The sequence below is a fragment of the Corynebacterium faecale genome (genome assembly GCF_030408735.1).
GTDB classification, from domain to species: domain Bacteria; phylum Actinomycetota; class Actinomycetes; order Mycobacteriales; family Mycobacteriaceae; genus Corynebacterium; species Corynebacterium faecale.
In genome coordinates this window covers 1,397,524-1,420,980 of record NZ_CP047204.1, presented here as the reverse complement: position 1 = coordinate 1,420,980, position 23,457 = coordinate 1,397,524, and the positions used below count along the sequence as shown (strand labels likewise).

Below are 23,457 nucleotides of genomic sequence, written 5' to 3'. Positions count from 1 at the left end.
TGTGCACATGGGGTTCATCCAGTGGTCATCTCCGTGGTCTAGATTAGATACCCATGTATATCGTGGCGCACCGTGGTGCAGAAGATCTGGAATTGGAAAACTCACTGGCCGCCTTCCTGGCGGCCCCGCCCGCGGATGCCATGGAGCTGGACGTGCACGCGAGCCGGGACAATCATGTGGTGGTGATCCACGACCGCACCGCGGCACGCGTGGCTGATCCGGCATCCCCGCACCGGGATGCTCCAATGGCATCGTTGACTCTGGAGGAGATCAAACAGATCATCCTGCGTGATGGCTCAAAGATCCCCACGCTGGACGAGGTCCTGGATGCCACCACCCTGCCCATCCAGGTGGAGATCAAGGCCCCGGGTGCGGTGGCACCTCTGGCTGAGCTGTTTTTGAAGCGCCAGGATCAGCTGAGCCGCATCCTGTTCATCTCCTTCATCGACTCCGCCCTGGTGGAACTGACCGACCGCCTCCCCGGGGCCCGCGTGGGAGTGCTGCGCGCGGATCCCACCCAGGACGTGGATGTGCTGGATGAACTCCCCGAGGCCAGCCTGGCGGCGTTTCTCCCCTATTGGAAGATGATCACCCCGGAGCTGGTGGCCAACTACCACGCACGCGGCATCCGCGTCGGTTGCTGGACCATCCGCGAAGAGGATGCCCTGGCCACGGTTGAGGCCGCCGGTGTGGACTGCGCAACAGTCAGTGACCCCGGACGTTTCCGCCCGGGCTCCCCCAACCAACAACCACTGATGTGGTGAGCCTGCTTGTCGACGCTCCGATACGACGGCCGTGATGGCCGTCGAAAAGGTGCACATCAGCTGGGGCTGCAACGACATAAACGTGATCGCCGGCCTGCAAACCGTGATGGCGTTCCACCCGGACACCCAGTTCGGCAGAATCCTCATCACCAGCCGGGGTGACCTGGACACGCATGTCATCAGGAATGCCGTCCCCCAGCACGTCGGTATCAGGGTTCTTCACCTGTGAGGCCTTGACGTACACCATGGAATCCGCACCCAGTTCATCGATGTGGCTGATAACAGCCGGGATCGCGCCCGGATCGGTGGCGGTGGTCAGGTACATGGATTCAGGGCGCGCGCCGACAATGACGGCACGTCCCTCGTACTCGGACTGGTTGGCCCGGACTTCAGCGGCAACCTCCTCCGGGACGCGGATGGTGATGCCCCTGCCCAGCACCACGGAATCACCCCGGATGGTGCCTTCGATGAGGTTCATCGACGGGGAGCCGATGAAACTGGCCACGAAGGCATTGACCGGGTGATCATAGAGATTCTGCGGGGTGTCCACCTGCTGGAGGACACCGTGGAGGAGCACAGCAACACGATCACCCATGGTCATGGCCTCGACCTGGTCATGGGTGACGTAGACGGTGGTTACTCCCATGCGTCGCTGCAGTGCGGAGATCTCCGCACGGGTGGAGACACGCAGCTTGGCATCCAGGTTGGACAGGGGTTCATCCATGCAGAACACGGCGGGTTCCCGCACGATGGCACGACCCATGGCCACACGCTGACGCTGGCCACCCGAGAGGGCCGCCGGCTTGCGGTCCAGATACGGGTCAAGCTGCAGGATGCGTGAAGCTTCCGTGACCCGCTTCTCAATCTCCGCCTTCTTCACCTTCTGATTCTTCAGGGCGAAACCCATGTTCTCCCGGACGGTCATATTCGGGTAGAGGGCATAGCTCTGAAACACCATGGCCACGTCGCGGTCCTGGGGCCGCAAGCCGGTCGCATCGCGGCCGTCGATAAGCAAACGGCCCTTATCGATGGGCTCAAGGCCCGCGAGCATACGCAGGGAGGTGGATTTTCCGCAGCCGGAGGGGCCGACGAGGACGAGGAACTCGCCGTCAGCGATCTCGAGACTGAGGTTATCCACTGCCGCGCGGGCGCCCTTGGAGTAAATGCGTGAGACACCGTCGAAAACGATGGAAGCCATGGTGTGTATTCCTTATATAACTAGCTGAAGCGGACAGTGATTAAAGCAGTGGTTCGATGTCGCGCTTGTAGATGGTGTTGAGACGCTCCTCGGTCTCAGCGAGGGTGACATCAATATCAGCACCGGTCAGGCAGATTCGCTCCAGTGCATCACCGATGGTGCGGTCACCATTGGGCAGCAGAACGCGGAAGTTGTCCTGGACGCGGGTATCCGGGAGCTGCTCAACGGCCACGTTGAAGGCTGGGTTCTCATCCAGGAACGCCTTGTGCTCGGCATCGTCGGCGGCATCCTTGCGAACCGGGACATAACCGGTCTCGCGGGACCAATAACCGGTGTTGGCGGCGTTGGTGATGAAATCGATGAAGCGCAGGGCGTTGTCCTGGCGCTCCTCGGAGATATTCGCCGGGATTCCCAGGCCCGCACCACCGGTTGGGCAGGCGCCCTCGCCGGTCGGGTTAGGCAGTGGAGCGACACCCCAGTCGAAGGTGGCGGCCTCAGCCACGGAGGACAGGCTGCCGGTGGACTGGATGCAGGAACCGATGAGTCCGGTGGCGAACTCGTTGGTGAGGTCAGTGGACACGGTTGCCCAGCCCTCATCAACGGTGGACTTCAGCCACTCGACGGTGCGGATGGTCTCCGGGGTGGTCAGGCGGGACTCCCAGCCCACGGAATAGTTGCCACCGAGGGACCACATCGGGCCCTCGAAAGTCCAGGACAGGTAGTTGGTGGCGTCGCCCCAACCAAGTGCACGACCATTGCCGTCAATTGCGTCCTGCAGCTGTGGACCCCACTCGGAAAACTCCTCCCAGGACTCAGGGCCACGGTCTGGAAGACCTGCCTGGGACCAGAGATCCTTGTTGTAGTAGAACAGCGTGGTGGAACGGGCAAACGGTAGACCATAGTGGCCACCGTTGTGCTCATAGTCGTTGTACAAGGATTCCACATAGGAAGAGGTATCGACGTTGTTGCGGGCAGCAACCTCATCAATATTGACGGTTGCACCGTTGAGAGCGAAGTTGAACCACTCGGTATCAGAAAGAACCACCAGATCAGGCAGATCGCCGCCGGACAGAGCTGCGTTGAACTTCTGGGAGACCTCACCGTAGTTGGCACCGGCATCAACCAGCTGCACCTTCAGGTCAGGGTTCTCAGCCTCGAAACGGGAAATCAGTTCCAACTCCACGTCCTTGGAGTTACCCGGGTGGTTAGACCACCAAACAATGGTGTTGGTCTCGCCCTCAGCGCCGGTGGTGGTTTCGGAGCTGTCTCCGGTTCCTGCACAGGCTGCCAAGGTGGCGCCGGCACCAGCGACACCGACGGCAGCGAGGAAATGACGACGGCTGAGGTGTGGATTGAAAGACATGGTTCATTGACCTTTCTAAAAACGGATGAGGTGATGCATGGGGAGATATCCCCCGGGAAGTGGGTTTTTAAGGTGGTGTCTTTAGGTGGTGTCTTAACCCTTGACGGCACCTGAGATCAGGCCCTTGATCATGTACTGCTGCAGAGCCAGAAACATGACCAGAACGGGAAGCATGGTCATGATGGTGGCCGCCATGACCGGACCCCAGTTGGACACGCCCTCGTTGTTCTGCAGCATGGTCAGACCGATCGGCAGGGTCGCCGAGGCTTCGGTCTCCGCCATCAGGAATGGCCAGAGGTACTGGTTCCATTCATTCACAATGGTGATCATGGAAAACGCCACGACCGTGGGCATGGAGATGGGCAGCAGAACCTTCCACAGCAGCCGGAAATGGCCGCAGTGGTCCATGCGCGCCGCTTCAATCAACTCATGCGGAATGGACATGAAGTGGTTACGCATGAGGAAGGTGCCGAACGCGATACCCGCCAGGGGCACGATGATGCCCTGGTAGGTGTCACGCCACCCGAGCTGGCTGACCAGCGCATAGTTGGAAATCACCGTCACCTCTGAAGGAACCATGAGCGCGGAGATCACCAACAAAAACACCAGATTGCGGCCCGGGAACCGCAGAATGGCCAACGCATAGGCGGAGATAATGCCCAGCACGATCTTGATCGCACACAAAATGATGGTGATCAAAACCGAGTTACGGAAATAATCTAAGAAGGGCACCCGCTGGAAAACATTGGTGTAGTTGTCGAAATTGAACTGACCCGGCAACCAGGTCACCGGCTGGGTGTAGATCTCAGACTGCTGTTTGAAACTGGTCAACACAATGAACACCAACGGCAGGCCAATGAACAGCACCGCGATGATCATGCCCACATAACCCATGAGCTTGATCAGTGGGCTGCGATCGGAATCAACCATTATTTCCTGGCCCCCTTATCCATATAACGAACCTGGATGACCGTGATAATCAGCAGAAGCAGGAAGAGAATGGTAGCGATGGTCGCGCCGTATCCCGCCCGGTAATTGGTGAAGGTCTCGGTGTAGACCTGGTACACCAGTGTGGTTGTGCCGTTACCGAGTGGGCCTCCCCTGGTCATCGTGTGGATGATGTCGAAAACCTGGACGGAACTCAACATCACCGTGATGGACAGGAAGAACGTGGTCGGACGCAACTGCGGCAGGGTCACCCGCCAGAACCTGGTCCAGGCACTGGCACCATCAACAGCGGCAGCCTCAGCAAGATCCCTATTCAGCCCCTGCAATGCAGCCAGATAGATGACGAAGGAATAACCGAGGTTCTTCCACACGAAAGTGAAGGTCACCATGAACAGTGCCCACGTCGGATTCTGGTAGAACTGCGGGCTATCAACCCCGACTCTCCCCAGGAGATCCTGAACCAGACCAAAATTGGGATCGAAGACGAACTGAAACGCAACGCCGATGGCTGCACCAGAAATCACGAACGGCGCGAACACCATGGACCGAACGAAATTCCGGCCCTTGAGCTTCTGATCAAGGAGCATCGCCAGCACCAAACCAAAAAACATCGAACCGGCAACCGCGAACACCGTGAAAATCAGAGTGTTGAGTAGCACCTGCACGGTATCCGCGCGGGTGAAAAACTCAATGTAGTTGTCCAACCCGATGAAGGTTGATGTGGGTGAAGAGATGTTCCAGCTGAAAAATGACAGACGGAAATTGTCCAGAAGCGGGCGGTAGGTAAAAAGTGCCAACAGCAGCAGGTTGGGCGCCAATAATGCTGCAGCCAACCACCACTCATTCCGGCGGGAACGCTTGGCTTTCTTCCTTAGTTCATCCACTTCTGGCTCTAGAAGAGTTGTGGACACGTCCTAGAACATTAGGGTGCCCACATTTCCGAATGGTGATCTCTATATGAATTGATGAGGCTGGTTGAGTCCTGACAGTTAGCTCGGGATGAACTGTAGATGAACCTGGGTATCAATAAGGTGGGCCGGTTGAAGTGGTTCGCGGGATGAGGGTGGGCAGAACCGTGCGGATTAGGCCTATCGCAGGCCCCCCGAGGCTTTTAACTCGTACGGTTTTGCACGCCCGCCCCTCCCGATGGGCAGAACCGTGCGAACTTCCCCCGCCGCAGGCCCATCACGACTTCTAACTTGTACGGTTTTGCACATGCGAAACCCCAGCAGCCCCACAAGTCCCACCAGAGCCCCCACGAGAGCCCCCGAGAAAACAGAAAAAGACCTGTCCCCCACTCACCCGAATTGAGTGAGAGGAAAACAGGTCTTTCAAGAACCCTTCAGTGAAGAGTGTCTTATGCAGCCTTCGGTGCGTTGACGTCCTCTGGGAGGGCGGCCTTTGCAGCTTCGCAGATTGCGGAGAAGGTTGCGAAGTCGTTCACAGCAAGGTCGGCGAGGATCTTGCGGTCAACCTCGATCTCAGCAAGGCGCAGGCCCTGGATGAGACGGTTGTAGGTGATGCCGTTCATGCGTGCAGCAGCGTTGATACGCTGGATCCACAGCTTGCGGAACTCACCCTTGCGCTTACGGCGATCGCGGTAAGCGTAGGTCATGGAGTGCAGCCACTGCTCTTTCGCCTTACGGTAAAGGCGGGAGCGCTGGCCGCGGTAGCCCTTGGCGGACTTCAGAATTTCGCGACGCTTCTTCTTGGCGTTGACGGACCGCTTGACACGTGCCACGGTGGTACTTCCTTAAATCTGATCTTGAATAGTGGATGGGTGTAGACGGGTGTCTATTACGCCCTGCCGAGCAGACGCTTCATGCGCTTGCTGTCTGCAGGAGAAACCTCGACGGTGCCCTTGAGGCGACGGGTACGGGTGGAAGGCTTGCCCTCCAGGAGGTGGCGGCGGTTGGCCTGCTCGCGGAGGAGCTTGCCGGATCCGGTCACCTTGACGCGCTTAGCGGTGCCCTTGTGGGTCTTGTTCTTCATGAAAGTTGTCCTTAAACCCTAATCGTGTTTATTTCTTACCCTTGCGGAGCGGGCCGATGACCATGGTCATGTTTCGGCCGTCTTGCTTCGCACGGGTTTCGACGACACCGTATTCGGCTACGTCATTCGCCAGACGCTCGAGGAGCCTGTAGCCAAGTTCAGGGCGGGCCTGCTCACGACCACGGAACATGATCGTGACCTTGACCTTGGATCCCTTCTCAAGGAAGCGGATCACGTTGCTCTTCTTCGTCTCATAATCATGATCATCGATCTTGGGACGAAGCTTCTGCTCCTTGACCACGGTCTGCTGCTGATTCTTGCGTGACTCGCGAGCCTTTTGGGCCGCTTCGTACTTGAACTTTCCGTAGTCCATGATCTTGCAGACCGGTGGCTTGGCGGTGGGTGCAACTTCGACCAGATCAAGATCTGCGTCGAACGCGAGCTTGCGGGCATCTTCGATACGGACGATGCCTACCTGCTCACCATTGGGACCTACAAGACGGACCTCTGGGACTCGGATACGCTCATTGATGCGAGCTTCAGCGCTGATGTGGACTCCTCTGTTAGCAGTGCGGAAAATGTTGACGTACCGTACCACTCGAGATGATTGCCCCATTTGCAGACCAAAAGCCCGTTCACCATCAAGGATGAACGGGAGATCTGACTAATCAAGAGTTGTACACGGGCACTAGTCCGTGTCAGCACTACTTGCTTTACCCGTATCCAACCGATTTCTCGGCGGCCTTAGGTGGGAAGATCTCCTCTTGCGGCCTGAAGCATAAAATATGCATCAGGCGGTAGTGCAGACAACCTTAACAGGATCATCCCGCAGAAGCAAAATCCCCGCTGCCCTCAGTGAGAACGCTAAAGATAACAATGCGGTCGCATACGCCTCCCTGCATGCGATTTGACCCTACGCTGAGCTCATGGACTTCAACCAACGAGACCGCATGGCGCTGCGGGCCGCCCTGGAGAAACTCTCCGCCTCGGCTTCCGCAATGGCAGACGCCAGCCGGGACATCAATAATCTGGTGTCACGGATGGAGGCACCTCCCGCCGAACCCACACCCGCGCTTATCGACGCCTCCTCCGCCCCCTCCCGCGACGAGCCCATCAGCGCCACCCCTGTGGTTGCGCCCGAGCGTCTTCCTCTCCCGAGGCAGGTGCCCAGTGCCCTGGGCCGGGTGGTGACCCGCCCCGATACCTGGGGGACCCCGACACCCAAGGAAAAGGTGGGAGCTCCTGCGGTTGCCCTGAAGCCTTATCCACGTCCACAACGCCCCACGAAGCCGACCACTCCTCCGATGACAACAGAGGAGAAGATCATGCGGGGCGTGGCCATCGGCGGTGCTGCCATCACCATCGCGGGCATCATCCTGCTGGTGTCGGTGGCCATCCAACGCGGATGGCTGGGTCCGCTCGGTCGCGTGATGGGTGCCTACCTCCTCGGCGCTCTTCTCTTCGGTGCCGCCACCTGGCTGCGCAAACGTGGCACACGGGTGGAGGCGATCATCGCACTGGTGGTGACCTCACAGATCGCCTTCATTGCCACCACCTCGGCTCTGATCTTCGTGCTCAACTGGTGGCCGCCGGGACTGGGCTCGTTGGTGATCCTGCTGACCAACATGGCGTTCCTCGGTGTGACTGCGGTGTGGAGTGGGCTGGGCGGGCGTAGTGCGGATTCAGAATCGCGCACCGGCCAACCGGTACTTCTGGCGGTGGCGATCGTGACTGCTCTGACGGCATGGTTCTTCGCCATCACCGAGGATGCCTGGTGGCCGATCTTCGGTGTAGTTTCGGCCCTGCTCCTCAGCTACACGGTTGCTGATGCCCGTATCCGCACCTCGATGGCACTCATGGGAGCCATCCTGCAGGTCATCCTCATCTCCTCCTGGCACGAGATGATTCTGCCGGCCGCCTGCGTCGGCATCATCACCCCGGTCCTGCTGGTGGTACTGACCCTCTGGGATCCTGTGAAACCACAGGGCGAGAATCCTCAGGACGTTGCGATGACCCATTACTGGCGCAGTTTCGAGACGGACCCGGTCGCCTCCTGGGTGGGTGTGGTGGCACCCGTTCCCATCGTCGCCTGCCTGGCAGTCCCCCTCATCCGTCTGGATGCCGTCTGGTTCACTGTGTTGCCCGCAGCCCTCATTGCGGCCATGGGAATCTGGGCGGTGCTCACCAGTCGCCCGGCTGCAGAACCAGACCCGGAGACCGACTCCCTTCTCTACGCCGAAGCCGCCCCTGCCGAATATCAGCGCATCGCGCGCCTGATCGCCGTGATGGGCCTGACTCTGGTGGCCGCGATCTTCGTCGGCATCCGCTACAACGGCCCGATCATGGAACCGGGTGCGTTCTTCGATGGCGCCCTTCCCGTCGTGATCTACCTGATCACAGGCTCCACACTATTCATGTGGCTGCGCACCCTGCCGGCTGATCGGAACCTCGGCGTGGTTCCGTGGGTGGCCTGGATGCTGGGCGCTGTCATCATCACCGGAGTGCTGTTCCGCAACGTAATCACCCTGGCCCCGGTATGGCTGACGGATACCTCCGCACTCATCCAGGCAGTGTTGATCCTCGTGTTCATCGGTGCCACCGTTCTGGCCCGCGAGAGTTTCTACGACCGCGAACTCTGGCTGCAGCTGCTGGTGGGTGCGACCTTGCTGTATCTCTCCGCCACGGCCATCGTCACCATCACCACATTCCTGGGCAACCTCATCGGCGGCACCACGGGAATGCACCTGGGTTTCCTCGTCGGGCATGCATCGGTATCCATCCTGTGGATGGTCATCGCAGCGTTCCTGATGCTGCACCGAGGTCTTCTTCTGCAACCAGGTGCCCTGTGGACCGGTGTGGGCTTGGCCGTCGCCGGCACGGTGAAGCTGGTCTTCTTCGACTTGGTTGCTCTCAGCGGAGTTCCACGTGCCATCGCGTTCCTGCTCTCGGGTCTGGCACTGCTCACCATCGCTTCGCTGCGCGGTCGGCGCACGGGCGAGCTCACCCCTGAGAAGGAAACAGATGCTGAGCAGGTCACTGTCACCTAAACAGATCCGCCCATCCAGAACAAAAGACTCAAGGCCCTCCTGCGGGAAACTCCCGGGAGGGCCTTGAGCCTTCGTCTCAGTCAGGCAGCTCTAGAGCAATTCCTTGAGGTAGAACCCGGTGTAGGAACCCTCCACCTTGGCCACATCCTCCGGGGTGCCCTCGGCAACAAGCTTGCCGCCACCGGAACCGCCCTCCGGGCCCATGTCGACGATCCAGTCCGCGGACTTGATCACATCCAGGTTGTGTTCAATAACGATGACCGAGTTGCCCTTGTCCACCAGCCCCTGGATCACCATCATCAGCTTCCGGATGTCCTCGAAGTGCAGGCCGGTGGTCGGTTCGTCGAGAATGTAGACGGTGCGGCCATTGGAACGTTTCTGCAGCTCGGAGGCCAACTTCACTCGCTGAGCCTCACCACCGGACAGCGTCGTGGCTGCCTGACCGAGTCGGACATAACCCAGCCCCACATCCACGAGCGTGTCCAGATAGCGGTGGATGGACTTGATCGGCTCGAAGAACTCTGCCGCCTCGGAGATCGGCATCTCCAGGACCTCGGCGATGTTCTTGCCCTTGTACTTCACCTCAAGGGTCTCGCGGTTATAGCGCTTGCCCTCACAGACCTCGCACGGGACATACACATCAGGCAGGAAGTTCATCTCGATCTTCAGGGTGCCGTCACCCTGGCAGGCCTCACACCGGCCGCCCTTGATGTTGAAGGAGAATCGTCCCGGTTTGTATCCGCGGACCTTCGCCTCGGTGGTTTCAGCAAAGAGGTTACGAACCTTGTCAAAGACACCGGTGTAGGTGGCGGGGTTTGAGCGCGGAGTCCGGCCGATCGGTGACTGATCCACCTGCACCAGTTTGTCCAGGTGCTCCACACCTTCCACACGCCTGGCCCGACCTGGGACCTGACGTGCACGGTTGAGTTGGTTGGCCAGGACCTTAGCCAGGATCTGGTTGACCAGCGTGGACTTTCCGGAACCGGACACACCGGTGACACAGACCAGCACTCCCAGAGGGATCTCCACATCGATGCCCTGGAGGTTGTTCTCGCGGGCACCGACCACCTTGAGCTTGCGCTCGGGATCGATCTCACGGCGGGTCTCCGGAACTCCGAGGGTTCGTCGGCCGGACAGGTAGGCGCCGGTGATGGATTCCTCGCAGTCGAGGATGCCCTTGGGCTCGCCCTGGTAGACCACCTGGCCGCCGTATTCACCAGCACGGGGACCAATGTCCACCAGGTAATCGGCGCGACGGATGGTGTCCTCGTCATGCTCCACCACGATGAGTGTGTTGCCGATATCTCGAAGGTGTTCCAGAGTCTTGATCAGCTGCTGGTTGTCACGCTGGTGCAGGCCGATGGAGGGCTCATCCAACACGTAGAGCACACCGGCGAGTCCGGAACCGATCTGGGTGGCCAGGCGGATGCGCTGTGCTTCGCCACCGGACAGCGTTCCCGCAGCACGGTTGAGGGTGAGGTAGGACAGGCCGACATCCAGAAGGAACTTCAGCCGCGCCCGGATCTCCTTGAGCACCGCACCGGCGATCATCTCCTCGCGCTTGCCCAGGGTCAGGCTGTTGAGGAAGTCGAAGGATTCGGTGACTGACAGTGCGGTCAGGCCAGCGATGGACAGCTGCCCGTGCGATTCGGAATCGAGGCGGACGGCGAGGATCTCCGGCTTCAGTCGTGCACCCTTACAGGTCGGGCAGGCCACCTCACGGGTATAACCCAGGAGGCGATCCTTGGCCCACTCGGAATCGGTCTGGTCCAGCTTGCGGTCGAAATAACCCAGGACGCCCTCGAAGGGCGCGGTCCAGGAACGCACCCGGCCGTAGCGGTTCTTATAGCGGACGCTGACCTCTTCCTTGGAGCCGTGGATCAGGGCCTTACGCTGCGCTGCAGTGAGTTTGTTGTACGGGGTCTCTGGATCAAAGTCCAATGCCTTGGCCAGACCCTCGATGAGCTTTTCAAAGTATTTGGAGTTTGGGCTGGAGTTCCATGGCTGGATCGACTTAAGCGCCGGCGCCTCCGGATCAGGGACGATGAGATCAATGTCCACCTCGGTGCGCACACCCAGACCATCACAGGCGGGGCAGGCACCGTACGGGGAGTTGAAGGAGAACGCGCGGGGCTCGAGCTCGTCGATAGCCAGGGTGTGGCCGTTCGGGCAGCTCATCTTCTCCGAGAATCGACGCAGGCGGTTCGGGTCATCTGCGTCCAGGTCCACGAAATCGAGGACCACCACGCCGTCGGCAAGCCGGAGAGCTGTTTCAATGGAATCGGTGAGGCGCTGCTTCTGGCTGGGTTTCACCTGCAGGCGGTCAACCACCACATCAATGTCGTGTTTGATCTGCTTTTCCAGCTTCGGTGGTTCACTGAGCTGGTAGACCTCGCCGTCAACCCGTACGCGGGAATAACCCTGTGATGCCAGGTCTGCGAAGAGATCCACAAATTCGCCCTTGCGGGTTCGCACCACGGGAGCCAGGAGCTGGAACTTCAGCCCCTCCTCCATATCCAGGATCTGATCCACCATGTCCTGCGGGGTCTGTCGCTGCACGGGAGCGTCACACTCCGGGCAGTACGCGGTGCCCGCCCGGGAGAACAGCAGACGCAGGTAGTCATAGACCTCGGTGATGGTACCCACCGTGGATCGGGGGTTCCGGTTGGTGGATTTCTGGTCGATGGAGACCGCCGGGGACAGCCCATCGATGAGGTCCACATCGGGTTTGTCCATCTGCCCCAGGAACATCCGGGCATAGCTGGAGAGGGACTCGACATACCTGCGCTGTCCCTCGGCGAAGATGGTGTCAAAGGCCAGGGAGGACTTTCCGGATCCGGAGAGGCCGGTGAACACCACCATCGAATCGCGTGGAAGATCAATGTCCACGCCCTTGAGGTTGTGTTCGCGCGCACCGCGCACTACGAGGCGATCAGCCACTTGCTCAACTGCCCTTCAGTTAATGGTTAGGGGGTGTTCTGAATTGAATACTTCGAACATAGCAACGAACATCGAATTTTCGCTACTCTGGCCGCTATGACCAATGAGCTAAAAATGCACCGTATTTCAGTGTCCAAGATGGACAACAACTGTTATCTTCTCGCCGTGGGTGACAAGGGGCTTCTCATCGATGCCGCAGACGACGCGCCCGCCATCTTAAAGATGGCCGAGGATGCCGGGGTGGAGATCACCGCGGTACTCACCACCCACCGTCACGCCGACCATGTCCGAGCCTTGGAGGAGATCCTCAAGGCTACCGGTGCAACCCATTATGCTCCTTTTCTGGAAGTGCCCGCCCTACCGGCGAAGGTGGACGTGGAACTCAACCATGATGATTCAATTGAATTTGAGGGCCAGGAATTCCCGATCATCATTCTCCGTGGTCACACCCCCGGTGGCGCAGCCCTCGTCGCAGAGATCGATGGCCGCACCAACCTCTTCGTCGGCGACAGCCTGTTCCCGGGCGGGCTGGGCAAGACCAGCAGTGAGGGAGATTTCGTCAGGCTCTTCAATGATGTGAAGCAGCGCCTCTTTGATGTCTACCCCGATGATTCCATCGTGTGGCCGGGGCATGGCGGTGAAACCACTCTCGGCGATGAGCGTCCCGAACTTGAGCTGTGGTGGGAACGTCGCTGGTAGGGGCTTAAATTCATCGGACCGCAAGATTTTCCGACAATTCCCTTGCGGTTTTCCGGAAGCTACCTAGCAATTGTGGTTATTGCCCCTAAACGGTGGCAACCGCCCGACAAGCCGGTCATAAGCTAGGTACGATTGGCTGTTAGAGAAAAGACCTCTACTGACAAACCCAAGACATAACCAAGCTGCCTGGAACAACCCGGGCGGATGACTTGGACACAACGCGTTTGATAGGAGCATCGAATCATGATCCGCAAGATCGCCCGACCAATGCTCGCCTCGGTTTACATCGCCGACGGTGCAGATACCCTTCTCAACACCCAGGCCCATGTGGAAGGAACCGAGGTCGTTCTGGACCGTATTCGCTATGTCCTCCCGCGCAAGTACGCAAAGCGCATCTCCAGTGACCCGGAGCTGGTCACCCAGATCATCGGCGGCACCAAGGTAGGTGCCGGTTCCCTGCTGGCACTGGGGCGTGCTCCACGTCTGTCCGCGGCGGCTCTCGCAGCGGTGACGGTCCCCACCATCCTAGCCCGCAACGCCTTCTGGGAGACCCAGGATTCCGAGGAGAAGCGTAACCGTCGCAATGGTTTCGTCACCAACGTGGCACTGCTGGGTGGTCTCTTCATCACAACCGTGGACACCGAGGGCAAGCCCGGTGTGAAGTGGCGCGCCACCAAGGCTGCACAGCAGGGCAAGAAGCAGGTTCAGCAGGCTCTGCCCACCAAGTCCGAGACTGAGAAGATGACCGGCAAGGCATCCGACTGGTTCCAGGACACCTCTGAGAAGGTCTCCGAGTACGCCCACGTCGCGCAGGATTACGTGGATGACAATAAGGATGACTGGATCAAGACCGCCAAGGACACCGCCACCAAGGCCACCGGCAAGGCATCCGCATACGCGCACATCGCCCAGGGCTACCTGGATGACAATAAGGATGACTGGCTGAAGGCCGCGCAGAAGAACACCGACACCGCCAAGAAGGGTGCCGTGAAGGCCGCTTCCAAGGCTCAGGAGAAGGCGAACTTCGCGCTCAAGGTCGCTGATGAGACCACCGGCCGCGCAGCCAAGAAGGCGTCCAAGAACGCCAACAAGCTGCAGAACCAGGCTGATAAGTCTCTCAACAAGGCACAGAAGAAGCTGAAGAAGTTCAACGTTTAAGCTGCAACTTCTTCACGCCGCGGGCCCCCAGGGAACCACACTCCCCTGGGCCTGCGGCGTTTTTCTTATTCTTAACCGCCCTCTAAGTACCGCCCTCTAAGTGCAGCGCAGGAACTCTTCTTCCGTGATCAGCTGCCGCTCTTCGGAGTAGATCCCCACCTGGACCATGCCTGGGGGAACTTCCCAGATATCACCCACATAAGCCGAGGTCTGCCCTGTGCGGTCAATCTCGTCCTGGATACCTGCGGTGACCAGCAGAACCTTCCCGGGATTCTCCGGCAACCCCTGGCCGGATGCCATGGTCCACGGTGAGTCGATCTGCCCCAGATCAAGATCAAAGGGTTCCGGGTGCTGTTCCGGGGAATGAAGGATGAGGTAGGTGGGGTTGGCGGTGTAATCCCCCATCTGTTCTGCCCCACCAGAGATGCGGATCTCATTGATATTTAACCCGCAGGGGTTGACCCGGAGGATGATCTGCTGCTCCGGACCAACTACAAAACCAACTCTTCCCTGCAGGTGGTCGGTGCTGGCGAGATTGCCACACCCTGCCGCGCTCAAACTGGTGAGCACGCTGGTGACCAGGAAAACCGGAAAGAGTTTTTTCATGTGGCTTACGCTACCCCTGTTTCCACTCCACGCAGCAGGATCTGGAATGATTGATAGCTCTTCAGTGTTGAAGAACCAATAGAGATAGAAGCTCGCCCGATATATCTCCACCAGGAGCACCAGAAACCAGGAGGCCTCCCAGAGTGACCACCGCTCGCCGCGCCGACCAGCCAGAACCCACCAATCCAGAGATCACTGCCGCCATCGCGGAGGAACAGGCCTATGTGGATACCCTCTTCCGGCGTCTCGATGATGAGGTGACCCGTGCCAATGAACGCCTGGCGGATGTGATGAAGGATGTGGATCCGAATAACCCGGATCCGGAGGCGTTGGTGCGTCGTGAGACGGAGTACCACGGTCTGAACCAGAAGCTGGATCGGCTCAATCTGGCGCAGCTGGGTTTGGTGTTCGGTCGGATCGATGTGGAGGCCGCTGGCGAGGAAATTGATCAGCCGGTCCCCGGGCATCCGGATCTGGATCGTCGTTATATCGGTCGCATGGGCCTGGATGACCGCGATGATAATTACCGCACGTTGCTGCTTGACTGGCGTGCCCCCATGGCGCGTCCGTTCTACCTGGCCACCACGGTGCAGCCGGAGGGTGTGCAGGTGCGCCGTCATATCCGCACCCGGGGTCGCACGGTCACCGGCATTGATGATGAGGTGTTGTCCGGCGACGCGACGGCCACCACGGTGCAGCCGGGTGTGGGTTCGGAGTCCGCGTTGCACCAGGCGCTGCAGGCAGCCCGCACGGGGCATATGACCAATATCGTGGAAACGATCCAGCGCGAGCAGGATGAGATCATCCGCGACACCACCCGTGGCGTGATGGTGGTCCAGGGCGGCCCGGGCACGGGCAAGACGGCTGTGGCGCTGCACCGCGTGGCCTACCTGCTCTACACCTGGCGTGAGCAGCTGGCCAAAACCGGCGTGCTCATCATCGGCCCCAACCAGACTTTCCTGGAGTACATCTCGCGTGTGTTGCCGGAGCTGGGTGAGACGGGCGTGGTGCTCTCCACCATCGGCGGGCTCTACCCGGGCATCACCCCAACGGGCACCGAGGATCTGCTCACCCGTGAAATCAAGGGTTCCGGTGAGATGGCCGGTATCTTGAACGAGGCGGTCAAGGCCTACCAGACGGTGCCGGAGACCCCGGTTGAGGTGACGGTGGATGGCATCGTGATCACCATCGATGCCGCGACGGTGGCCAAATCCCGCACGCGTGCACGCCGTTCCCGCCAGCCGCACAATCTCGCCCGCCCGATTTTCCGGGAGCACCTGGTGGAGCAGCTCTCCCACCAGATGGCCCAGACCATCGGTGCTGATCCGCTGGGTGGAAGAAACCTGCTCTCAGCAGCCGATATCGATCAGCTGCACGACGATCTGCTTGATCACGCCCCCCTGGTCTCCAAGGTCGACGGTTTCTGGCCGGAGCTGGCCCCACATCAGGTCCTGACGGACCTGCTGACTGACAAGGCACGCATCGATGATGCGGCCGCCGGTTATGACGACGAAACCCGCGCGGCCCTGTTGCGGTCACCGGACGCCCCCTGGGCGCCGTCTGATGCAGCGCTTCTCGACGAGTTGGCCACCCTCATCGGACTCCCCGACCCGGATGAGGCCCGCGCGGAGGCGGAGAAGAAATGGCGTCAGGAAATCGAAGACGCCCAGGAAGTCCTGGACGTGCTCAGCTCCTCACAGTCCTCGGATATCGATGATGATGCTGAAGTGGATCCCGATGCGGAGATCCTGTCGGCCTTCGACATCATCGATGCCGAAACCCTCGCCCAGCGCCAGGAGGTCCGCGACACCCGCTCCACCGCGGAACGCGCCCAGGCTGATCACAAATGGGCCTATGGTCACGTGATCGTGGATGAGGCCCAGGAGCTCTCCCCCATGGAATGGCGCATGGTGTTTCGCCGCAGCCCATCCCGGTGGATGACCCTGGTGGGAGATATCGCCCAGACCGGATCACCTGCGGGTGTGGACGATTGGGCGGAGTCGCTTGAACCGTTCATCAACAACCGTTTCCGCCATCACGAACTGACCGTGAACTACCGCACCCCCTCGGAGATCATGGTCCTGGCCAACCGGATCCTCTATGAGATCAACCCGGAGATGTCGCCGGCCACCGCCATCCGTGACTCCGGCCGCGAGGTGGGGTACGTGGGGGCGGGGTCGGACGTCGATAAGCTTAAAGAAGCTTTTGATGATGACCGCCTCACGGCGGTGATCTCCTCGCGCGCCGCGCACCGTGTGGGTGAGCACCACTATGTGGTGGATGAGATCAAGGGTCTGGAGTTTGACCACGTGATCGTGGTGGATCCGGCCGGGATCATCGGTGAATCGCCGCAGGGATGGCAGGACCTGTACGTGGCAGTGACGCGCGCGACGCAGACGCTGACCGTGGTGGGTGACTTGGAGCTGTAGGCGGATCGTGAAAACGGGCCCGAAGCTGTGAAACCCGCCTGCAGTAGAGTTGAGACATAAGCTGGCCAGTACACGCAACGGAGTCCGAATCATGTCCCAACCAATTCTTACTGAGCTGAGACTCGACGCTTTCAAATCCTTCAGAAACGCCCGTCTCCCGTTGTCAGATGTCACTTTTCTGACCGGAAGGAACAGCTCTGGAAAGTCCAATGCCCTCGACGGTCTTGATGTGCTTTCCCGCCTTGCCGGTGGTGAAGTACTGGCCGATGCCCTCGACGGACGCAGACGCCAAGGGGGGACAGTGCGTGGCGGATCCCGCGGGTGCGCGCCACACGGTAGCCCTGAGTTCAGTCTTGGTTGCACTGTCGTTCAGGATGATCAGGAGTTTTCTTATTCCATTTCGGTCCAGGTTGATCCTGACCTCAAGATCGTTGATGAGCGATTGGAAGGCCCAGCCGTTGCGGCGAAAACTGGAAAACTGCATAAAACCGTCAGCATCTTCCAGACCCGTAAAGCTTCGGAGAATTCTCCTGGAATCGAAGGTGAAATCTACAGTGGAAAGAAAGGATCGAATCCCGCTAAGTATTTCCGGGATGACAGGCCGGTGCTTGCTCAGATCCCCAATGCACTTCAAGGTGGGAACCAAACCGAACGCTCAATCCTGAGGGCTATCGAGGTAGTCATCACCGCACTCCGTGGCACTTTCCATATCGATCCAGTCCCCCACCTCATGCGCGACTTCGTTCCAGCCCATGACACAACATTGCGCAGAACCGGGGAGAATCTCTCACCTGCGCTGAATCAACTACAACAACGCGATCCACATTCATTCGATAAAATCGTGAAACTTACCAGGAAGATCGCGGATGACCAGGTAACAGACATTTCTTTTGCTAAATCTTCGCTACAGGATGTCATGCTGCAGTTGGAGGAGAAACGTGGCCCGATTTCTAAAACAGTTGAAGAACTGACTCCAGCTCGAGAAATGAGTGATGGATTGCTGCGCATTCTGGCGATTGCAACCACATTGAAATCCACGAGGGAAAGCCTGGATATTGATAATCAACCCAGTGCCGGAGCAATCGATGCTGCTCCGGCGGGAGGCGTGCTCATCGTCATTGAGGAATTGGAAAATGGCCTGCACCCCTCCCAGGCACACCGCATTTTGGATCTCATCCAACAAAGCCACAACGAGACAGCTGTCCGGGTGCTGGCAACCACACACAGCCCAGCTCTTCTGGACGCAGCCGAAGGAATCCTGAATGACAGCATCATCGTATGCCACCGAGATCCTGAGACTGGATACAGCAGATTGACCCCTCTTACCCAACTTCCCGGGTATGCGCGGGCGCTGGCTGAGGGGACACTTGGTGATGCTGTCACGGCCGGCAAACTGGTAGACGATGTAATTGAATCACGTGACTTTTCCGACTTTGAGAAATTTTTGGGAGTCAGCTGATGCCAAACGTTGTGTTTGTCGATACATCCGTTCTCTGCAATCTCCTACCAGTACCGGGTTTCGATCAGAATGCTGGCGAAGTTCGTGAGCAAATGAGTGCCCGCCTCAAACATGACGAGTCTCTTTTCATACTTCCCATTACAACTGTCATCGAAACTGGAAACCATATTGCCCAGATCAAAAACGGTGACGCACGTCGAAGAACTGCTGAGCGCTTCTCAGAGATGCTCGACCTGATCATCAAAAAGAAGGCACCTTGGACGCTTCATGATATCGCCTGGAATAAGACGTTTCTAGAGATGCTTATGGAGGGAGCTGGCACAGGAACGTCCTATGTTGATCACGCCTCCGCCCGGGTGGGCACTGGCGATTTATGCATTCTCACGGAATGCGAGCAGTACAGACAGCGGACAAAAATGGACGCGACCATCTGGTCATTGGATCAGGCCCTCGCGGCTTATGGAGTCTAAGGATTTGAAACCACCGAGTGGGGGTTCAGGGCCGGTTCCAGTCCAGGTAAACTCACCTGATTTCCATTCATACAATCCAGAATCGAACGCCCGATGATGGTTTGCACACAATAAACGTCCATTTTCAGGACGATAGTTAACCTCAGCGGAATGTGGGATCAGGTGTGCCGCTTCGAGAACTTCTACAATGTCAACCCCGCAGATTGCGCATTCATTGGGATACATCTGCAACAGGGTTGCTCGAAATTTCTGCTGGCCAGTACGTCGACGTTGCTGACCCCACACATCCTCAGCCGTATATTCTTCAACATCGATCATTGAAAAAGGTTCACGCGGGCTGCTCACTTTCCCCTGCCCTGCCAGGTTCCATAACCAGGGGTTGTGCCAGCCATTCCGACGATGTCGCTTTCTTCGACCGCGCATATTTCCTAACCGGCGAGCTGTTGCCTGGATCAACCGCTCATCAGCAAGAGCACTAATTGCATCACGTCCATAGAATTCGAGAACCTGTCCCCCTCCGTCAAGATGCGTGTCAGAAACAAATCCGGTGGACCAGCTCAAATCTTCATCCGGTTCAAGGTAGAACCGGACGTTTGCAAGCGATCCTCTTCGCTGATTAAAGAAGATCACCAACACTTCCACCATTCCTACAGAAATCACCGATGCCCGGACAGTTCCGGGAGGAGCACTATTGGAAGCGGGTAAGCAGGATACGGAAAAATCAGTGAGGTCCCAGAGGTGTGACACTCGGGCGTATTTGTTGATGAGTTCAAGGACCTCGGGTGCCCCGTGAAGTTGGACGAACTTTTCATAGGACTCATGGGAGTTAGTTCGTGAACGAATCTTTGAGCTGATGATGGACACATCGCTTCGGTAGCCTGACTCTTTCAGTCTCATTCGAAAATCAGATGCAGCGAGGACTAAGTTTGGAGCCCCGGGTAAAGGCATTGTTCCTCCTCAGATATTTACTGGCATATTTCACTTAAGATCTTCAGCGCTCAACACCATGTCCGATGGGTCCCCTCCGAGATGTGGGATGGTCACTGATTACCGCATATGAAAACAGGACTCCACCAGCATGGGCCCTTGTGATACCAGAAGGCCGGAAGCTTCTATAGCTTCCGGCCTTCTCATTGGGGTTGAACTTAGCTCACGGTGTGCACGATCATGACATCGCAGTCAGACTGACGGGCGACATCGGCAGGCACGGAGCCCAGCAGACGGCCGGTCAGGGAGTTGATGCCACGGTTACCCACCACGAGGAGATCAGCCTGGCGATCATTGACAATACCCATGAGAGCCTCGACCGGGGTGCCGGGACGGATCTCGGTCTCGATCTTGGTCACACCCAGTGCGCGGGCAGCCTCAGAAGCCTTCTCCAGGTTCTCCTTGGCGGGATCATCACCAAGAATGGTCACGGAATCCTGGCGGAGGGTCTTGGAGGCCTCTTCCTTGTTCTCGTAATAAGCGCAACCGATGATCAGGGTTGCATCAAAAGCCGCCGCGATCTTCGCAGCACGCTGCACTGCGAGGAGGGAAGACTTGGATCCATCAGTACCGACGACGATCTTGCTGTAATTCTCGCTCATGTGATAATTCCCTAAAGCTCGAAGAGTTGAAAGTGAAGTTTTGGTTCAACAGGACCTTCGTATCTGTCCCGAATCCGATAGTGCCCTAGTCTAACAAATAATTTCTGCTTCTCGGAGGTGTTTTTAGCTACGAATCACAGGTTAGTGGAGATGCGTTACAGTGGGTTTCCCAATGCAACAGGGGTAACAAAGATATTCATGCTTCCCTACTGCATGCCCACTTCCTTCATACCCTTGAGTTCCTTCTTCAGCTCAAAGACCTCATCACGGAGTCTGCCCGCCAGCTCGAATTTCAGTTCGCGGGCGGCGGCTCCCATTTGGGCAGTCATGTCGTCGATAAGCTTTTGCAGCTGGTCCACCTGCATGCCGGAGGTGTCGGGCTTGTCCACCACCGCGGCGTCACCTGTGGCGCCGGGGGCGCCCACGGCTGTTTCCTGGTTTTCATAGACCTGGTCCAGGATGTCGGCGATCTTCTTGCGCAGTGGCTGCGGATCAACGCCGTGTTCCTTGTTATAGGCCACCTGGCGTTCACGGCGGCGGTCGGTCTCCTCGATGGCGTACTGCATGGAATCGGTGATCTTATCGGCGTACATGATCACCTCGCCGGAGACGTTACGCGCGGCACGGCCGATGGTCTGGATCAGTGAGGTGGCCGAACGCAGGAAACCTTCCTTATCGGCATCCAGGATGGCCACCAGGGATACCTCCGGCAGGTCCAGGCCCTCACGCAGCAGGTTGATGCCCACCAGCACGTCATATTCACCCAGGCGCAATTGGCGCAGCAGCTCCACGCGCTGGAGGGTGTCAATATCGGAGTGCAGATAACGCACCCGGATGCCGTTCTCCAGCAGGTAGTCGGTGAGGTCTTCGGCCATCTTCTTGGTCAGAGTGGTGACCAGGATGCGCTCGTTCTTCTCCGTGCGTCCCCGGATCTCATGGATGAGATCATCAATCTGGCCCTTGGTGGGTTTGACGGTGACCTTCGGATCCACCAGGCCGGTGGGGCGGATGACCTGCTCCACGAACTCACCACCTGCGGCGGCGATTTCAAACTTGCCGGGTGTTGCAGACATGAACACCGTCTGACCACGGCGATCATCAAACTCCTCCCACGTTAATGGGCGGTTATCCAGCGCCGAGGGCAGGCGGAAACCGAACTCCACCAGGTTGCGCTTGCGTGACATATCGCCTTCGAACATGCCGCCGATCTGGGGCACGGTCACATGCGACTCATCGATGATGGTGAGGAAATCCTCCGGGAAATAGTCAATCAGCGTAGCCGGTGAGGTGCCCGCCCCACGGCCATCAATGTGCCGGGAGTAGTTCTCAATGCCGGAGCAGAAACCCACCTGCTCGATCATCTCCAGGTCATATTCAGTACGCATGCGCAGGCGTTGCGCCTCCAGCAGCTTGCCGCGGTTCTCCAGATCAGCCAGACGATCCGCCAGCTCCGCCTTGATATCCGCCACGGCCTTTTCCATGCGCTCCGGGCCGGCCACATAGTGGGTGGCCGGGAAGATACGCACCTCCTTGACATTGCGGATCACATCACCGGTGAGCGGGTGGATGTAATAGAGACTGTCAATCTCATCCCCGAAGAACTCCACCCGCACCGCCAGCTCCTCATACGCCGGGATGATATCCACCGTATCCCCCTTCACACGGAAAGCACCACGGGTGAAAGAAATATCATTGCGCTCATATTGGATATCCACCAGCAGGCGCAGGAAGCGATCACGGTCAACCTCCTCCCCCACCTCCAGCACCACGGAACGGTCCAGGTATGACTGCGGGGTGCCCAGGCCGTAAATGCATGAGACCGAACTGACCACCACCACATCACGCCTGCTCAGCAGTGATGAGGTTGCCGAGTGCCGCAGCCGCTCCACATCCTCATTGATCGAGGAATCCTTCTCAATGTAGGTATCCGTCTGCGCGATATACGCCTCCGGCTGGTAGTAGTCGTAATAAGACACGAAATACTCCACCGAGTTATTCGGCAGCAGTTGCCGCAGCTCATTGGCCAGCTGTGCTGCCAGCGTCTTATTCGGCGCCATCACCAACGTGGGGCGCTGCTGCTTCTCGATCAACCACGCCGCCGTTGCCGACTTACCCGTACCCGTGGCACCCAGCAGCACCACATCACGCTCACCCTGCGTGAGGCGTTTATCCAGCTCCGCGATCGCCGCCGGCTGGTCACCCGCAGGCTGAAACTCCGAGATCACCTCAAATTTATCGTCGGAGCGTTCAATCTCCCCAACAGGGCGATGCTCGGAATGGGACAGGACCGGTTGTTCAGCAGCGAAAGCCATAAATACAGGGTACGCCACAAGGTGGACAGGTTGGAGGGGTGCTTTTGGGGCGCGGCGGGCTGGGGATGCTTGACGACGCGTGGATAGCTCTTCCTGCACGCTGAGGATATCGCCCTGTAACGAAGATAAAGAATTCAGATTCACATGTCATCAAATGATCGTTTACGTGACACGATTCTGAAAAATGTCAACCAAGGTCGAAAAACCCGATTTTGTCACTTAACGCATTATTTTACCTATGTCACGTGAACGGTACCAAAAAATTGGTAATGTGACAGTTTTCGACGTGTGCCGGTCGTTGAGTGAGTCACCTCGCCATGCCTGGGGGTTGCAGCCCTCCCCGAGAGGGTAAGGAAGTGTGCGTCAGTGCAGAGGTCTTCTGAAAAATGACGGACAGTGCAGGCGGGTACTGAAAACGAAATTTCAGAAGTCGTCTGCACTCCCCCAGGTCGCCAGGTGACGATGGCGCAGAGGACTTCTGAA

At 58.5% G+C, this 23,457-nt stretch carries 19 protein-coding genes; 7 read left to right on the top strand and 12 right to left on the bottom strand.

Translation table 11 applies throughout. The features are described 5' to 3' along the window. Positions 1 to 53: 53 nt before the first annotated feature. Positions 54 to 764: a glycerophosphodiester phosphodiesterase gene (locus tag CFAEC_RS06535; RefSeq protein ID WP_290279708.1), complete on the top strand. Its 711-nt coding sequence runs from the start codon at positions 54 to 56 to the stop codon at positions 762 to 764. On the opposite strand, the gene CFAEC_RS06530 is transcribed toward CFAEC_RS06535, so the two are convergent. The 7 genes from CFAEC_RS06530 to infC all read right to left on the bottom strand — a co-directional run bounded on the left by CFAEC_RS06530 (position 706) and on the right by infC (position 6,863). Further along, on the bottom strand, positions 706 to 1,962 hold the full coding sequence (locus tag CFAEC_RS06530) for an ABC transporter ATP-binding protein (RefSeq protein ID WP_290279707.1): 1,257 nt from the start codon (positions 1,960 to 1,962) through the stop codon (positions 706 to 708). The two genes, CFAEC_RS06535 and CFAEC_RS06530, sit on opposite strands and share 59 nt — an antisense overlap. A gap of 40 nt (positions 1,963 to 2,002) precedes the next feature. Continuing rightward, the gene (locus CFAEC_RS06525; protein ID WP_290279706.1) at positions 2,003 to 3,325 is read right to left on the bottom strand and encodes an ABC transporter substrate-binding protein; all 1,323 of its coding nucleotides are present in this window, start codon (positions 3,323 to 3,325) and stop codon (positions 2,003 to 2,005) included. Positions 3,326 to 3,418: 93 nt separating this feature from the next. Then, a complete protein-coding gene (locus tag CFAEC_RS06520; protein WP_290279705.1) occupies positions 3,419 to 4,255 on the bottom strand; it encodes a carbohydrate ABC transporter permease in 837 nt (278 codons plus the stop codon). Next, positions 4,255 to 5,184, bottom strand: a complete 930-nt coding sequence (locus CFAEC_RS06515; RefSeq protein WP_290279704.1) for a carbohydrate ABC transporter permease — start codon at positions 5,182 to 5,184, stop codon at positions 4,255 to 4,257. The genes CFAEC_RS06520 and CFAEC_RS06515 overlap by 1 nt, the downstream gene beginning before the upstream one ends. 446 nt (positions 5,185 to 5,630) lie before the next feature. After that, positions 5,631 to 6,014, bottom strand: coding sequence for a 50S ribosomal protein L20 (gene rplT / locus CFAEC_RS06510; protein WP_290279703.1), 384 nt, complete (start codon positions 6,012 to 6,014; stop codon positions 5,631 to 5,633). A 56-nt stretch (positions 6,015 to 6,070) separates the two neighbouring features. After that, entirely contained in the window at positions 6,071 to 6,265 is a 195-nt protein-coding gene (rpmI, locus tag CFAEC_RS06505) for a 50S ribosomal protein L35 (RefSeq protein WP_290279702.1), read from the bottom strand. Between the two features lie 28 nt (positions 6,266 to 6,293). Continuing rightward, a complete protein-coding gene (gene infC / locus CFAEC_RS06500; protein ID WP_290279701.1) occupies positions 6,294 to 6,863 on the bottom strand; it encodes a translation initiation factor IF-3 in 570 nt (189 codons plus the stop codon). Between the two features lie 328 nt (positions 6,864 to 7,191). Here infC and CFAEC_RS06495 point away from each other — a divergent pair, with 328 nt between their 5' ends. Beyond that, the gene (locus tag CFAEC_RS06495; RefSeq protein WP_290279700.1) at positions 7,192 to 9,312 is read left to right on the top strand and encodes a DUF2339 domain-containing protein; all 2,121 of its coding nucleotides are present in this window, start codon (positions 7,192 to 7,194) and stop codon (positions 9,310 to 9,312) included. A gap of 90 nt (positions 9,313 to 9,402) precedes the next feature. On the opposite strand, the gene uvrA is transcribed toward CFAEC_RS06495, so the two are convergent. Continuing rightward, complete coding sequence (gene uvrA / locus CFAEC_RS06490; RefSeq protein WP_290279699.1) at positions 9,403 to 12,252, bottom strand: excinuclease ABC subunit UvrA; 2,850 nt, start codon at positions 12,250 to 12,252, stop codon at positions 9,403 to 9,405. Positions 12,253 to 12,348: 96 nt separating this feature from the next. On the opposite strand from uvrA, the gene CFAEC_RS06485 reads away from it, so the two are divergent. Together CFAEC_RS06485 and CFAEC_RS06480 are read left to right on the top strand one after the other, a co-directional pair. Then, positions 12,349 to 12,951 (top strand): MBL fold metallo-hydrolase, encoded by a 603-nt coding sequence (locus CFAEC_RS06485; protein WP_290279698.1) that lies wholly within the window; start codon positions 12,349 to 12,351, stop codon positions 12,949 to 12,951. Between the two features lie 243 nt (positions 12,952 to 13,194). Next, a complete protein-coding gene (locus CFAEC_RS06480) occupies positions 13,195 to 14,109 on the top strand; it encodes a DoxX family protein (protein WP_290279697.1) in 915 nt (304 codons plus the stop codon). Between the two features lie 96 nt (positions 14,110 to 14,205). On the opposite strand, the gene CFAEC_RS06475 is transcribed toward CFAEC_RS06480, so the two are convergent. Then, a complete protein-coding gene (locus CFAEC_RS06475) occupies positions 14,206 to 14,715 on the bottom strand; it encodes a hypothetical protein (protein WP_290279696.1) in 510 nt (169 codons plus the stop codon). Between the two features lie 143 nt (positions 14,716 to 14,858). Here CFAEC_RS06475 and CFAEC_RS06470 point away from each other — a divergent pair, with 143 nt between their 5' ends. From CFAEC_RS06470 to CFAEC_RS06460, 3 genes are all read left to right on the top strand, one after another. After that, positions 14,859 to 17,144: a HelD family protein gene (locus CFAEC_RS06470; protein WP_290279695.1), complete on the top strand. Its 2,286-nt coding sequence runs from the start codon at positions 14,859 to 14,861 to the stop codon at positions 17,142 to 17,144. Between the two features lie 91 nt (positions 17,145 to 17,235). After that, positions 17,236 to 18,603, top strand: a complete 1,368-nt coding sequence (locus CFAEC_RS06465; RefSeq protein WP_290279694.1) for an AAA family ATPase — start codon at positions 17,236 to 17,238, stop codon at positions 18,601 to 18,603. Then, positions 18,603 to 19,073 (top strand): hypothetical protein, encoded by a 471-nt coding sequence (locus CFAEC_RS06460; protein WP_290279693.1) that lies wholly within the window; start codon positions 18,603 to 18,605, stop codon positions 19,071 to 19,073. The genes CFAEC_RS06465 and CFAEC_RS06460 overlap by 1 nt, the downstream gene beginning before the upstream one ends. On the opposite strand, the gene CFAEC_RS06455 is transcribed toward CFAEC_RS06460, so the two are convergent. From CFAEC_RS06455 to uvrB, 3 genes are all read right to left on the bottom strand, one after another. Then, on the bottom strand, positions 19,038 to 19,937 hold the full coding sequence (locus tag CFAEC_RS06455; protein ID WP_290279692.1) for an HNH endonuclease: 900 nt from the start codon (positions 19,935 to 19,937) through the stop codon (positions 19,038 to 19,040). The genes CFAEC_RS06460 and CFAEC_RS06455 overlap by 36 nt on opposite strands. Before the next feature lie 281 nt (positions 19,938 to 20,218). Beyond that, positions 20,219 to 20,662 (bottom strand): universal stress protein, encoded by a 444-nt coding sequence (locus CFAEC_RS06450; RefSeq protein WP_290279691.1) that lies wholly within the window; start codon positions 20,660 to 20,662, stop codon positions 20,219 to 20,221. A gap of 206 nt (positions 20,663 to 20,868) precedes the next feature. Next, positions 20,869 to 22,974, bottom strand: coding sequence for an excinuclease ABC subunit UvrB (gene uvrB / locus CFAEC_RS06445; protein WP_290279690.1), 2,106 nt, complete (start codon positions 22,972 to 22,974; stop codon positions 20,869 to 20,871). Positions 22,975 to 23,457: the final 483 nt, after the last annotated feature.